We start from the raw sequence: 13,679 nt of genomic DNA on the forward strand, positions 1-13,679 counted from the left end.
CCACCTTACAGATGGGGTTTATAGATCAAATTGCCAATCTCAACAAATTATTCAGCTACTTCTTCAGCTGGCTCTTCTTTTGGTTGATTCTTGCGAAGTTTTTCTGGATTACGGATGGCTTTGTGCTTGTCAGCGGAAACTTCCTTAACCCACTTTGGCAATTTAACGCCAGCTTCTTTCAATAACTTAACTACGCGTGGTGTTGGCTGTGCGCCATTGTCCAAATATTTCTGAGCCAATTCAACTTGGATATTTGATTCTTTAGTGTGTGGATTGTAGCTACCGACATAAGCGACTACACGACCACTTGATGGATGACGATGTGCTTCTTGTACCGCCAAGCGATATACTGGATAACCTTTGCGACCCAAACGTTGCAAACGAATTGCTAGCATAAATTTAATTCTTCCTTTAACTCTACGTTTTATTATTCCTTACTTTAGAACAGTTTACACTATTTTTCCTATAACGTCAATCTGTTTTCACGATTCCGCCACCCAAACATTCATCGCCATCATATATTACCGCAGATTGACCCGCGGCTACGGCACGCTCCGAAGCAGAAAGGTGCACAATATCTCCGTCAATTTTCGCGTCGAATAAAGTGCCTCGATGACGCAGCCGGACTTGTACGTCCTTATCTTTACGTGGCGGCTGATTTATCCAATGAACATCTGTCAATTTAAGTTCTTTTCGCCACAGATTATCATTATCAATCGAGCGCGACACGTAAACCTCATTTTTCTCCATATCTTTACCCACAACATAGTATGGTAATCCGCCGCCAACATTCAAACCATGACGCTGACCAAGAGTATAGAAAATTGCGCCGTCATGTTTACCAACGACAGATCCCGCCTGCTGATCAATAATATTTCCTGGCGCAGTTTTAACATATTCCGACAAAAATTCGCGAATTCCAACTTGCCCAACAAAACAAATTCCCATCGACTCTTTTTTACTAGCCGTCCACAAACCACGCCCTTTCGCCATTTCACGAACTTCCGCTTTAGTGAAATCGCCCAACGGAAATATGGTTTTTGACAAAGCCTCCGAAGTCACTCGATATAAGAAATACGTTTGATCTTTATTATCATCACGAGCGCGTAACAATTTGGCTGACGAAGACGATTCATGAGCAACGCGCGCATAATGCCCTGTCGCGATATAATCCGCTCCAGCCGCCAACGAGGCCTCCAAAAATATCTTAAACTTCACTTCTTGATTACACATAATATCCGGATTTGGCGTGCGACCCGCTTGATATTCGCGAATCATGTAATCGACAACGTTTTGTTTATATTCTTTCTGAAAATCAAAAACTCGAAAATCAATGCCCAAGCCAACCGCCACACGCTTGGCGTCAGCAACATCTTCCGCCCACGGACAATGCATTCCGGGAAGATCTTCCGACCAGTTTTTCATATAAACTCCTGTTACATCATAGCCTTGCTCGACCAACAGCGCCGCAGCTACAGATGAATCTACGCCACCAGACATACCAACAAAAACTTTTTTACTCATCTGGACAACCCCATAGCAAATAGCCCAATTCTCATTAATTCACCCATTGCTAGCCACCAGCCCCACGGCGTTAACCACCACAATGAACTCCAGTTTTTATCAGAAGCAACTGGATGGCTTCGAATCTTCACGTCGTTAAATTGCGCTGAAAATTCGAGTTGCGCCCGACGCATATGATAACCACTTGTCACCAGAATCACATCTTCAATTTTTCGCGAATCGACAATTTTCTTCACTTCAGTGGCGTTTTGTCTGGTCGTTTCGGAAGACTCGTCCATAACAATGGCTTTCTCGGGAACGCCGCTGTTAATCGCTCGCTGGTACATAGCCTTAGCATTGGACGGGCCAGTTTTATCGGCCGCTGCGCCCGACACAACAATCAACGGCGCCCAACCTTCTTTATACAGTTTAATAGCCTCGTCGGTTCGCGCATTCGTATCGCCACCGCTGACAACAACTATTGCATCAGCCTTACGACAATTGCCTTCGCCCACGCTTTGACATTTTCCCAAATCATTCGGCGACAAATATGCGCTAAGCCCAAAAATCACCAAAGCAGCAAAAATAATCAAGCCAACTAGTTTATGGATCATCGACGAGTCCTCTTCATTTCCGCTTGCACAGCTTCAATGATAAATTCGCCAGCTCGCTTTATATTCTCATCATTATTCAACTTGCCTAAGGTAAGCCTTAGACTTCCGTCAATCTCTGATTCGCTCAGACCAACACTCGCTAGTACGTGAGAACGCGTTCCAGAATTAGCCGCGCAAGCACTACCCGTAGCCACTAGAACTCCACGAGATTCTAATAAAAACACCAATCTTTCAGCGTCAACTCCAGAAAATGATATATTCAAAAAACTCACCAAACTTTTTTTCATATCTGACGATATCAACATATCAGGAAAAGCTTGCTTCAAATCTTTTACCAAATTTTCTCGTAGTTTTCGCAGTCGCTTCACTTCAGCGGAACGTCGTTTTTGCGCCAATTCCAAAGCCGTCGCAAAGCCAACCACGCCAGCAACGTTTTCAGTTCCACTGCGAAGACCCAATTCTTGACCACCACCAAAAATATTAGCTTTCAGCGTAACACCAGGTCGCACCCACAATAAACCAACTTGCTTTGGACCATAAACTTTCGCCGCAGATAATGTCAATAAATCAACACCCAGCCTTTTAATCTTCATATCAATTAAAGCCGCCGCCTGCGAAGCATCTGTGTGAAAAATCAACGGTAAAGATTCGCCATTTTCTTGGCGCCTGAGTCGCTCAGCCTTTACAATTTCCGCAATTTCTTCAATTGGCTGGATGTAGCCCAGCTCATGATTCACCAGCGCAACACTAACAAATCCAACATCTGGCGTTAACATTTTTTTAACCGTGTTCGGGTCTATTCGTCCATTTTTCATTGGCGGAATTAGCTTTACCTCCGAACGCGCTTTTGCGGAATTAATCACCGAATCATGCTCAATTGCCGAAATTAAACTTACGCCATTTGCTGCATTGAATGCCAAATTGACAGACTCAGTTGCTCCAGCTGTCATTATCAATTCGTCAGCCATCACACCCAAGCAGCGCGCCAGCCGAGCCTTCGCGTCTTGATATTCACGCTTTGTAAATATTGCTAGAGCGTACGGACTAGACGGATTGAAAAACTTTTCAGAAAAATATGGCAACATCGCCTCAACCACCAACGGATCCATTGGCGTGGCAGCAGCATGATCAAGATAAATGTAGTCCTTATTCACTTTTTTATTATATCAAAGCGGCCGACCGGTTTGCGGATCTTTCTTATATAATTGCCGAGAAACTCGCTCGTAATATTCCTTAGTCGCCAAGACAAAATTCTGAAGCTCATCACCTTCTAAATAGCTATAACGATAATTCGGCTGAATCTTCAAAATTCCCTTTGGTTGCACTTCATAACGCGTCGTCAATTCTTGCCGGCCACCCTTACCATCAGCAACTTCTTCATACCAAATCCAGGTATCTTTATCTAAATTAAAAAATTCTCGTCGCGCAACATATGCCGGCTTCTCACCAAAAATTGTTGCGCCAATTTCACTTTCCAATTGGATTAGCTCGCGCTCGGTAAATTTCTTTAATGGACGATCTTTTTTACGGAGTTTTAATAAAGACACTGCGTCACTATCGTCGGCAAAAACCAAACTTCGTACTTTTTTCAAAAACTTAGTCACTTACAACTCTCCTTGGTTTTGTCTTCACGGAAGAGTTGGAGTGAATTACCAATTGCTTGCACAGTTTCAAGCGGACTGTTGTTAATGTAGTCAAGACTTTTTCCATAGCCACCAAGTGCTTGATTACATAAATCAACCGCACCATTATCAGCAGAGTCCATCTTGGAAGTGTTTTCAATATCAATCGCAGTCTTTCCCAATTCAGGGCTTACTTTAGAATTGTCACCGCGCTGCTCGGCGTCAGAAAAAATAGCGGCAAGTTTTTCGCGAGCTTCAATTTCAGGTGTTTTTGTAACACATTCCGGCGTACTATTCATTTTCTCCACTTTCAAATGCCAAAAAGTTCTTTTGTATTGCGAAGAGTAGCCTGGCTTAAAACATCAAAATCAATATTTCGCTGCTTCGCCCAATATTCAGCCACCAATCTCACATATTCTGGCTTGTTTATATTACCACGAAATGGCGCTGGTGTCAAGAATGGCGCGTCAGTTTCTAGCACTAATCGCTCCAGCGGGATTGAAGCGAACAATTCTTTCTGCAATTGATCCTTTGTGAATGTACTAATTCCATTAAGTCCAACGTATAAATTTCGCGAAAAACCTTTTTCCAAATTTTCACGCGTATCTGTAAAACTATGCAACACGCCGCGCAGTCCAGGAAAATTATCGAAGATTGGCCAAAAGTCATCCCAAACTGACGGCCGATCCTTTGCGCCATCGCGAACATGAAAACTTACCGGCAAATCATAATCTATTGCCATTTGAAGTTGCGCCTCCAAGCCCTCAATTTGTGTTTCCCGCGGACTGTTGTTGTAATAATAATCAAGCCCAATCTCACCAATTGCCACAATCGGAGAATTTTCCGTCTTATTCTCCAGCAAAGTTTTGACATCTCCCCAGCCATCTTTCGTATCGTGCGGATGAACGCCAATTGCCGCCCAAACAAATTTATGATCCGCAGCAAATTCCACAGCCTGCCGACTACTTTTCTGATCAGTACCAACACAAATCATCCCGATTTTTTCAGCAATGGTGTCTTGATAAAACCGCTCGCGATTATCCGTAAAAAATTCCGTATCGTGCAAATGACAATGCGAATCTATCAGGCGTAAACCCTCAGTCGAACTTTTCTTATCAGCCTCAATCATAAACTATTTAACCTGAGATTCTGCTTTCGGAGCGCGTGGATCCGGCGTGTGAATATATTTGCGCGGGAACAAAGGCGTCAATTCTGACGGCACGACACCGCTAGCAAACATATCGTGAATTTTCTCGGCAGTTTGCGGCATAAATGGACGAAGCATGTCAGACACTTGCAGCAACGTACCGCAAGCATGCGCCAAGATCTCACTCAAATGCGACTCCGCTTCTGGATCTTTATCACGATTTTTAGCAACTTGCCATGGTTGAACTCGCTCAATATATTGATTCAAAGAGCGAACAATTAGCCAAATTTCATCCATTGCTTGATCGAACATATAACTTTCCATCGCCTGACGATACGGTCCCATATCGTGTTCTGATTGTGGAGCATCGCCAATAACGCCAGCTTGATAACTCTGTACCATTTTAGCGACTCGCTGAACCAAATTACCCAAATCATTACCAAGCTCACCATTATACGCAGCTTCAAACTTTTCCCAAGTAAAGTCGCCGTCATCCTGAGTAGGTACGTGGCGCAAGAAGTAATATCGAAACGCCTCGGCTCCGTAATCTGGAATAATATCGGCTGGACCAACACCATTTCCGAGACTCTTTGACATTTTCATTCCGCCAGAATTGATAAATCCATGAACAAGCAGAACCTTTGGAAGTGGTAAATCTAACGCCATGAGCATTGCTGGCCAAATACCAGCGTGGAAACGAAGAATATCCTTACCGATAACCTGCACGTCAGCCGGCCAGAATGATTGCCACTCTTCTGGACGATCAGGATAACCGATAACCGTAATGTAATTGCTCAAAGCGTCCAACCAGACGTACATGACTTGATTATCATCACCAGGAACCGGCACGCCCCAGCTAAGATTTTTACGCGGACGAGAAACCGACACGTCTTTCAGACCGTCTTTCATCAACTCCAAAAACTCTTTTTTACGGAATTCAGGCACGATTCTCATTTTATTTGACTCAATTGCCTGGCGAATGTTGTCCGAAAAAGCGCTTGTCTTAAAATAGTAATTTTCCTCACTCAAACGCTGGTACGGAGTTTGATGATCTGGACAAACTCCGTCATTATCGGCGGCTTCCTTATCTGTAACGAAAGCTTCACAACCCTGACAATACCAGCCTTCATATGAACCTTTGTAAATATAGCCAGCCTCAACGAGTTTTTGCCAAATATACTGCACTGCAGCAACGTGATGCGTGTCAGTCGTTCGAATAAAATCAGTCACTGAAATATTCAGCTCAGCTATCATCTTCTTAAAATTGACGTGCGTTTGGTCGACGTATTCTTGAGGTGTTTGATTTTGGCTGGAAGCTTTGGCGGCAATTTTATTACCATGCTCATCCACGCCAGCTTGAAAACGAACTTCACGCCCGTTCTGTCTGGAATAACGCGCCCACACGTCTGCCAACATATAATCCATAGCGTGCCCAATGTGCGGCAAGCCGTTTACGTAAGGAATAGCGGTAGTGATGTAAGCGTGTTTCTTAGTCATGATATATATTATATCACCACTAGAGCAATTATCGCAGACGCCACTCTTTCAGTAGCCTCTTCCAATCTTCAATCGCTAAATCTTCAGCGCGAGCATCTGGTGAAATTCCTGCATTTTTCAGCAATTCTTCCGCCACAATCTTATCAATCCTCAAACCACCACTCAAGCTGGAACGTAACTTCTTTCGCTTAGCAGAAAATCCAGCCTTAACAATGCGGAAAAAATCTCTCTGATCTTCTGGAGTAATTAACGGATTATTACGAGTTCTTAAAAACACAACCTGCGAGTCAACTTTTGGCGGTGGCGTAAAAAACTGTCTAGGAACTTCAATATCCAACTCCGCTTCGGCAAAAATCTGAACGCTCACAGACAGAACACTCATATTCCCAGCCTCTGCCGCAATTCTCTCGGCAACTTCTTTTTGCACCAACAGCACCGCGATGCTCGGCTTATTTTCCGCAGTCATCAATTTTTCAACAATTTTACTGGTAATGTAATATGGGACGTTAGCTACGACTTTGTAATTTTTTGGCAATTGATTCAGATCAAATTGCAATATATCTTGATTTACGACAGTTAATTTTTTCCCAGGAAATTGCCCTGGTAGTTTTCTCGCCAAATCCGCATCAAACTCTACGGCGGTCACCGAATTAGCCCGAGCCAACAAGCGACTAGTCAAAGTACCAAGTCCCGGTCCAATCTCCAGTACAACATCATCACTCGTCAATTCGGCCGCTTCAGCAATATCCGCCAAAATCTCCGGATCTTTCAGCCAATGCTGTCCAAGCGATTTTTTTGGTCCACGAGAAGAAGCCATTTAGCGACCATCTCCATTCGTCCAGTCAGTCGCCAAGTCAAATCCGTGTGGATGTTTGGCTGCAAATCCACCAGTGTCATAGACTTTTCCGAGACCCATGCTTGTCTCCACTACCGAACATCGCGGATAATTACCATAATTAGCCGCCACCAAAATATAACCATCCTTATCAACCTTCGCGCCGTCCGTCCGCACTGTATAAGTACCGCCGCTACCACAAGCTTTTATCACAATATTCATCGGCAAATCATAATACGTCTCGCGATGCGCTACGCCCTTGGAGTCGGTAAATATCTGCGCACCCTTACTTTTCGTCAATGGATTTTTAGGCTTCGTACCAATTATTTCAATCTGCTTCTTTGACTGCTTTGTGATTTCGCTAGCAACTTCCTTACGACTAATCTCGCGCTCATTCTCTACTTCAATCTGATAAGTCACCTTCCGCACACCTTTTTCCCCAAGCTGCTTAACACTCTTAAATCCAATCGGCTGAGAATCGTCCTTGATCTGCTCAATATCAAAATTAATATCAACTTCTTCGGTTATTGTTCGCTGTTTTGACCGTTCAATCTTCATTACCAGACCCACGCCGTTCACCAAAAGATCGTCAGAATTCGTAAAATGCGTCTTATCTTCGCGGTATAAAGTCAGCCCAGCAGCCTTCGCAATCAAAGCCGGCGTTTGTTCTGTAGTGGTTATTTTCAGGCGTTTATTTCCATCGACGATTGTTATTGGACGAGCGCGGAAAATATTGACCTGGTATTTTGCGCCGGTCAATTCCATATCAATATTTGGCTCAACCGCGTCAATCTTTTCGTCAATCGTAATCTTAGCCGCACGCAAAGCTTGCCGAACGGTCAATACATTTGTGATAATAGTCTTTTCTTCGCCGCGATCATAAATACGAACCAAATGCTCACCAGAAGTCTTTCCGTCAGCAAACGAAATCATTGGAGTCGCAATCGCAACCAACACAGCTAATCCAATAATTTTTCCAAAAAATAAACCTTTTGCGCGCATAATCATATAATGACTTGTAAACCTAGTCAAATAAATTATACCAGATTAAGCGCTTTTTATCTATAGACTGCGGCTAACTTACGTCACTAGTGTCAGTTTACCACCATTTTTGGCGGTTCCATGCATTGTAAGCCCCAGCCCAACTACCATATCTACTTACAGCATAACTATTGAAGACTCTAATTTGACAAACTGGATCACTCTGCCAGTTTGGACAAGCCTGAGAAAGCTTATTTATATTCGTCTGACCGAGCCCAGCATATTGCCCATTCCTAGCCGTCGTTCGCCAAGTTGACTCTTTCGTAAAAATGAAGTTCACATAGCCATAATCGTCAGAACTAATACCAGCCGCAGACATCCAATCCGAATGAGATCCAGAAGGTAGGCTAACTTTCGTCCCCACAATTTCAATCTGCTTCTTTGGTTCTTTCGTTATAACGCTAGCAATCTCCTTGCGACTCACCTCCATGCCGTTCTTCATCTCGATTTCATAAGTGACATTTTTCTTACCATTCTCACCCGCTTGTTTTACTTCGCGATATCCCGAATCTCGATTCGCGTCTTGAACTTTTTCAACCTCAAATTTCACATCTTCTTCTGCGGTTGTGGTTTGCTTGCCATTACGCCAAAGCTCAATTTTCATTCCAGGAATAATTTTTGCCGAACGATCTACGGACAGCGTATCATCTTTCTTTGGATCAATATTCTTCTCTTTCAATAGCTCGCCAACCGTCTTAGCGTGTGTGCGAATGACAGATTCTTTGCCATAAAGTACAAAATTAACCATCGAGGCTCTGTCAATTTTCATCACCATGTTTGCGCCATCAACCGCCATATTATCGGAATTGGATAAAGTGGTTTTGTCCTCTTCAAAAACTTCGATTCCAGCAGTCTTCGCAATCAAAGCTGGCGTTTGTTCAGCTGTGGTTATTTTCAGGCGTTTATTTCCATCGACAATTGTTATTGGACGAGCGCGGAAAATATTAATATTGTACTTCTCCGCCACCATCTCCGAATCAAGACTCGGCTCGACTACGTCTTGGCGTTCATCAATAGAAAACTTAGCCAATTTCAAAGCCTCGCGAATCGTCCTCGCTTTTGTAACAATCGTCTTTTCTGCGCCCCTGTCGTAAATCGTTACCAACTTTTCACCAGCCTTAGTTGCCGGCTTAGTAGCATCAGCCAATGCTTGATTGACGAAAAATAAACCGCCAACCAGCATCAATATCGCGCCAGAAACGAACGTAATTTTCTTAGAATAATGTTTTGCTTGTAATCTTATACCCATAAGTTCACACCCACAACGCAGGTATTCTTATTATATCAAATTTTCTCCAAGCGCGCGAACTCGACGTTCAATTTCTTAATATTTCCATTGTCAAACTGGACCGTAACACTCAGCCCTTCGCTATCAATAATTTCCCCCGAACCAAAACTCGGGCTGCGAACTCGATCACCAACCTCCAAACCAATATCTTCTGAATAAAAATCAGGTTCTATACTCGGCTGAGCTGATCTATCAACACCACCAGCCATCAAGCCCATCTCGTCCAAAAACCTCGATGGCATATTATAGCCAATCTGACCAAATTGCGTCCGAGAGCTGGCACAACTAACGAACAATTCTTCCCTCGCCCGAGTTACACCAACGTAACACAACCTGCGCTCTTCTTCGACGTCATCAGCGTTGCTGCTATCAAACACTCTTGCGTGCGGCAAAATCCCCTCTTCCAGTCCCGCCAAAAAAACCACCGGAAACTCCAAACCTTTAGCCGCATGAAGCGTCATGAGCGTTACTTGCTGATCGGCAGTTGTATCCGTCGAAGACATCAAAGCCATCTCTTCCAAAAACGTCGCCACGTCAACGTAAGCCTTCGCCTCTGACAAAAGCACGCCGATATTTTCCATTCGCTCCTCAGCTTGCGGTGTTCCGTCGTTTATAAAATCTTCATAGCCAGTACTTTTCATAATTTTTTCAATCATTTCGGCCGGAGATCCGTCAATTTCCTGCTGCAAATCGTGCAGTTTTTGACCAAACTCTAGCAGCGGACGTTTTGCACGCGCCGTCAAAGTATCCACCTCATCAACTGCCAACAACCCGCTAATTATATCCTTCCCTGACGCGTCATTCCAGTCCAAAAACTTAGAGATACTCACCGCGCCAACGCCACGTTTTGGCGTATTCACAATTCGCAAAAAACTAACTCGATCACTCGGCTGATATAACAATCGAAGATATGCCAATAAATCCTTAACGACCGCTCGATCTAAAAATCGCAAACCGCCGACAATTTTATACGGAATATAACTCTGACGCAAGGCTCGCTCAATTGCGTAACTTTGCGCATTCGTTCGATACAACACCGCCACGTCACCATATTGACGACCGTTCGCAATTTGCGCCTGAATCTCATTCGCAATCGCCAAAGCCTCCTCAGACTCATTGTATAATTGCCATAATTTTGGCTCAACACCGTCGCCATTCGCTGTCCATAAATTTTTATCAGTTCTATGAATATTATGACTAATCAGCGCATTTGCCATATTCAAAATCGCGCCAGTCGAACGATAATTTTGCTCCAGCTTAACCACCGTCGTACCCGGAAAATCACGCTCAAAATTGAGAATATTAGTATAATCAGCCCCGCGAAAACTATAAATCGACTGGGCGTCATCGCCAACCACACATAAATTGCGGCGCGAATTAACCAGCAGTTTAATTAGCGCATACTGCACCGCATTTGTGTCCTGATACTCATCAATCAGAATATGCTCGAATTGCTGCTGCCATTTGTGACGAATGTCTGGATTATTTCTTAATAATTCCACAGTTTTTGTCAATAAATCGTCAAAGTCCAACGCCGAAGCATCTTTCAGGGCTTTTTCATAAGCAAAAAATAGCTCGGCTATTTTCTGTTCTCTTGGACCACGAGTCGAAGCGGAAAAATCCTCAGCATTTCGCATTTCATTTTTAGCGTTTGAAATAACCGAAAGTACAGCTCGAGGTTTAATGTCTTTATCCGTCAAGCCGCGAGACTTCATAATTTGCTTCATCAAGCTTATTTGATCATCGGTATCGTAAATTAAGAATCGCTTATTCAGACCAATATTTTCACCATCCATCCGTAACATTCGCACGCAAATACTGTGAAAAGTTCCCATCCACGGCATAAATTGCCGATTCTCAGAATCTTCACCCAATATTTGTGCTAGCCTCTGACGCATTTCCTTCGCGGCTTTATTAGTAAATGTAACCGCCAATATTCGACTAGGGAATATTTTCAACTCGCCAATCAAATAAGCGATTCTATGAGTCAGAGTTTTGGTCTTTCCAGATCCGGCTCCAGCCAAAATCAACAACGGCCCATCAACGTGCGTCACCGCTCGAGCCTGCTCGCTATTTAATCCGTCAGTAAAATTAGACATATATCTATTTTATCAGCAAAAAGTACGAAACAGCGCCGCCAGCCATACCAATTGCCAAAAATAGAACAATAAGCAACGCTATCAATAATCCGGACTTTTTCTTTTCTTTGTCGACTGAAGGTTTGACTTCTGTGGATACAGCAGCAAACATCGGTGCCGGCTCAGAATCCATAACTTCCTTTTCAGACAATTCGGAAGACTCAATCAAAGAACTGTCAATATCAGCGGACATTTTGTCGTCTGAATCTTCAGGAACGCCAGCCTCCTCAATTGCTATAATTTCTGGACTCAAATCCATTGGTGAGTCGGGTGCATCGCCCAAAGAATTTTCGCTCATGCTGTAATTAGATAAATTAGTATTATATTGATGTTCCAGTTTTACATCCTCAGAATCAGCAGACATAGACGCGTCTTCATCATTATTCATCTCAGAACCAGTCATAGCTTGATTAACAGAACCAAGAGGTCGCTTCTCTACCTCAACATTAGCAATAAACGGAGACTCCAGCGGCGTAGTCATCGGCGCAGCAGGAGCTTCGCTATTACTTACGGCTAATGATTGAGCTATCTTATCAGTCAATGACAACTCCTCAGCAGGCGTATCTTCAATTTTCGTAAAAGTAGATTCATTATGTACGTCTTTAAGATCGGGGGTGTCACTAAGATTATCTGATTGAGCAACTATATCAGACATCTCTTTTCCTACCGCAGAATGCCTATTATTTATGCTAATCACGTCCACCAAATCAGGTGAAGGCTGAATAGTCGTGCCAGTTCGGGATGGAGCGGGAGCAACGGGTTTTTGTATAGCGCTGACAGATGAAGGTCTAACAACATCCATGAAACGACCAGTCGAGCGTCTCGCGACTAACGGCGCAGCTTTGACTTCGCTAGCAGCCACACCAGGAGCTCTGTTAGCTATTGAGTCGTTAGCAACTTTCTCGTTCGTAGGATTATCAACCTCTTTAGGAGTCGTATTGTCGCTAGAAGGATCTTTTTTTGCTTCAGGCTGAGAGATCGACGATAAAGAAGTAGAAGCAACAGGCGAAGGTGTAAATGGAGTTACCGGAGGTGCAAGGCTAGTATCAATAGAACTCTCCGGTGCAGACTTTTCCCCTACAGGCGCAGACATAGAAACCTCGCTATTATTTTCATTAGCCGCCGCTGGAGATTCCTTTTCTCGCTGCTTATCCATAAGAGAGCTTACCGCTCTATCCAACTCATCAAAATCAATATCTGTCATATGCCCCCTATTTTTTAACCTTTATGTGCTTTCGAGATTATCTCCTTAAATTGATATGCATCCAAACTGGCTGCCCCAACCAATAAACCATCAAGTTCATCAATTGCTAAATAATCTGCGGCGTTTATTGACGTAATACTTCCACCATAAACAACTCGAACTGATTCCGCCGCTTTTTTACCATACAAATGAGAAATATGTCGTCGAATCATCTGTGTAGCTTTTTTTACATCAGACGCTTTAGCGCTGTCGCCAGTACCGATCGCCCAAACTGGCTCATACGCAATAACTACTTCATCCAGCTCGTCCGCCGTCACATTAGCCAGACCGCTAGTCAATTGATCAGCCAGAACATCCTTCGTTTCGCCAAGGGTCTTCTCCTGAATCGTCTCACCAACACACAGAATCGGATGAATACGATTTCGAATTGCCGCCTGAACTTTCAGTCGAATATCTTTTTCGCTTTCAATGAAAATATAGCGACGCTCCGAATGCCCAATTATCACATAATCAGCAATTCCACGAAGATGTGCCGCTGGAATTTCTCCCGTATACGCCCCCGAATCTCGCCAATAGCAATTCTGGGCCGCCAACTTAGCGATTCGACGATTAATTTGTAAACTCAAACTCTGCAGCGTCAAAATAGTAGGCGCCAGCACCACTTCAACATCTCTATGCGATGGAAGCGTGTTCATCAGCTTATGCAAATATAAGCTAGCCTCTTGCATATTGAAGTTCATTTTCCAGTTACCGATGATTAACTTTTTTCTCATGAGATAATCCTTATGCT

14 protein-coding genes are annotated in these 13,679 nt (G+C 43.6%); all 14 read right to left on the reverse strand.

Going from position 1 to position 13,679, the window contains the following annotated elements; translation table 11 throughout:
* Positions 1–47 precede the first annotated feature (47 nt).
* Complete coding sequence (rpsP, locus tag AACH20_RS01820) at positions 48–395, reverse strand: 30S ribosomal protein S16 (protein WP_129634821.1); 348 nt, start codon at positions 393–395, stop codon at positions 48–50.
* Positions 396–471: 76 nt separating this feature from the next.
* Entirely contained in the window at positions 472–1,524 is a 1,053-nt protein-coding gene (mnmA, locus tag AACH20_RS01825; protein ID WP_338503597.1) for a tRNA 2-thiouridine(34) synthase MnmA, read from the reverse strand.
* Entirely contained in the window at positions 1,521–2,117 is a 597-nt protein-coding gene (locus AACH20_RS01830; RefSeq protein WP_338503599.1) for a YdcF family protein, read from the reverse strand. The genes mnmA and AACH20_RS01830 overlap by 4 nt, the downstream gene beginning before the upstream one ends.
* A complete protein-coding gene (locus AACH20_RS01835) occupies positions 2,114–3,271 on the reverse strand; it encodes a cysteine desulfurase family protein (protein ID WP_338503601.1) in 1,158 nt (385 codons plus the stop codon). The genes AACH20_RS01830 and AACH20_RS01835 overlap by 4 nt, the downstream gene beginning before the upstream one ends.
* Positions 3,272–3,283: 12 nt before the next feature.
* Positions 3,284–3,721 carry a hypothetical protein gene (locus AACH20_RS01840; protein WP_338503603.1) on the reverse strand — a complete coding sequence of 146 codons (438 nt, stop codon included), beginning with the start codon at positions 3,719–3,721 and terminating at the stop codon, positions 3,284–3,286.
* Complete coding sequence (locus AACH20_RS01845) at positions 3,718–4,038, reverse strand: hypothetical protein (RefSeq protein WP_338503605.1); 321 nt, start codon at positions 4,036–4,038, stop codon at positions 3,718–3,720. Before AACH20_RS01845 ends, AACH20_RS01840 begins: the two co-directional genes overlap by 4 nt.
* Before the next feature lie 11 nt (positions 4,039–4,049).
* A complete protein-coding gene (locus AACH20_RS01850) occupies positions 4,050–4,868 on the reverse strand; it encodes a TatD family hydrolase (RefSeq protein WP_338503607.1) in 819 nt (272 codons plus the stop codon).
* Positions 4,869–4,871: 3 nt separating this feature from the next.
* The gene (gene metG, locus AACH20_RS01855; protein WP_338503610.1) at positions 4,872–6,383 is read right to left on the reverse strand and encodes a methionine--tRNA ligase; all 1,512 of its coding nucleotides are present in this window, start codon (positions 6,381–6,383) and stop codon (positions 4,872–4,874) included.
* A gap of 28 nt (positions 6,384–6,411) precedes the next feature.
* Positions 6,412–7,200: a 16S rRNA (adenine(1518)-N(6)/adenine(1519)-N(6))-dimethyltransferase RsmA gene (gene rsmA, locus AACH20_RS01860; RefSeq protein ID WP_338503612.1), complete on the reverse strand. Its 789-nt coding sequence runs from the start codon at positions 7,198–7,200 to the stop codon at positions 6,412–6,414.
* Positions 7,201–8,226, reverse strand: a complete 1,026-nt coding sequence (locus AACH20_RS01865; RefSeq protein ID WP_338503614.1) for a G5 domain-containing protein — start codon at positions 8,224–8,226, stop codon at positions 7,201–7,203.
* Positions 8,227–8,317: 91 nt separating this feature from the next.
* The gene (locus tag AACH20_RS01870; RefSeq protein ID WP_338503617.1) at positions 8,318–9,508 is read right to left on the reverse strand and encodes a G5 domain-containing protein; all 1,191 of its coding nucleotides are present in this window, start codon (positions 9,506–9,508) and stop codon (positions 8,318–8,320) included.
* A gap of 35 nt (positions 9,509–9,543) precedes the next feature.
* A complete protein-coding gene (locus AACH20_RS01875; protein ID WP_338503619.1) occupies positions 9,544–11,646 on the reverse strand; it encodes an ATP-dependent helicase in 2,103 nt (700 codons plus the stop codon).
* 4 nt (positions 11,647–11,650) lie between these two features.
* Positions 11,651–12,889 carry a hypothetical protein gene (locus AACH20_RS01880; protein ID WP_338503621.1) on the reverse strand — a complete coding sequence of 413 codons (1,239 nt, stop codon included), beginning with the start codon at positions 12,887–12,889 and terminating at the stop codon, positions 11,651–11,653.
* A 14-nt stretch (positions 12,890–12,903) separates the two neighbouring features.
* A complete protein-coding gene (tpiA, locus tag AACH20_RS01885; protein WP_129637313.1) occupies positions 12,904–13,662 on the reverse strand; it encodes a triose-phosphate isomerase in 759 nt (252 codons plus the stop codon).
* Positions 13,663–13,679 lie beyond the last annotated feature (17 nt).

The sequence above is a fragment of the Candidatus Minimicrobia sp. QA0096 genome (assembly GCF_963967315.1).
In the GTDB taxonomy this organism is placed as follows: Bacteria; Patescibacteriota; Saccharimonadia; order Saccharimonadales; family Saccharimonadaceae; genus Nanosynbacter.

Bases quoted from the DNA above. Each gene is read 5' to 3' on its own strand.
- rpsP (WP_129634821.1), bottom strand. From the start codon at position 395: ATGCTAGCAATTCGTTTGCAACGTTTGGGTCGCAAAGGTTATCCAGTA.
- mnmA (WP_338503597.1), bottom strand. From the start codon at position 1,524: ATGAGTAAAAAAGTTTTTGTTGGTATGTCTGGTGGCGTAGATTCATCT.
- AACH20_RS01830 (WP_338503599.1), bottom strand. From the start codon at position 2,117: ATGATCCATAAACTAGTTGGCTTGATTATTTTTGCTGCTTTGGTGATT.
- AACH20_RS01845 (WP_338503605.1), bottom strand. From the start codon at position 4,038: ATGAATAGTACGCCGGAATGTGTTACAAAAACACCTGAAATTGAAGCT.
- AACH20_RS01850 (WP_338503607.1), bottom strand. From the start codon at position 4,868: ATGATTGAGGCTGATAAGAAAAGTTCGACTGAGGGTTTACGCCTGATA.
- metG (WP_338503610.1), bottom strand. From the start codon at position 6,383: ATGACTAAGAAACACGCTTACATCACTACCGCTATTCCTTACGTAAAC.
- rsmA (WP_338503612.1), bottom strand. From the start codon at position 7,200: ATGGCTTCTTCTCGTGGACCAAAAAAATCGCTTGGACAGCATTGGCTG.
- AACH20_RS01865 (WP_338503614.1), bottom strand. From the start codon at position 8,226: ATGATTATGCGCGCAAAAGGTTTATTTTTTGGAAAAATTATTGGATTA.
- AACH20_RS01870 (WP_338503617.1), bottom strand. From the start codon at position 9,508: ATGGGTATAAGATTACAAGCAAAACATTATTCTAAGAAAATTACGTTC.
- AACH20_RS01875 (WP_338503619.1), bottom strand. From the start codon at position 11,646: ATGTCTAATTTTACTGACGGATTAAATAGCGAGCAGGCTCGAGCGGTG.
- AACH20_RS01880 (WP_338503621.1), bottom strand. From the start codon at position 12,889: ATGACAGATATTGATTTTGATGAGTTGGATAGAGCGGTAAGCTCTCTT.
- tpiA (WP_129637313.1), bottom strand. From the start codon at position 13,662: ATGAGAAAAAAGTTAATCATCGGTAACTGGAAAATGAACTTCAATATG.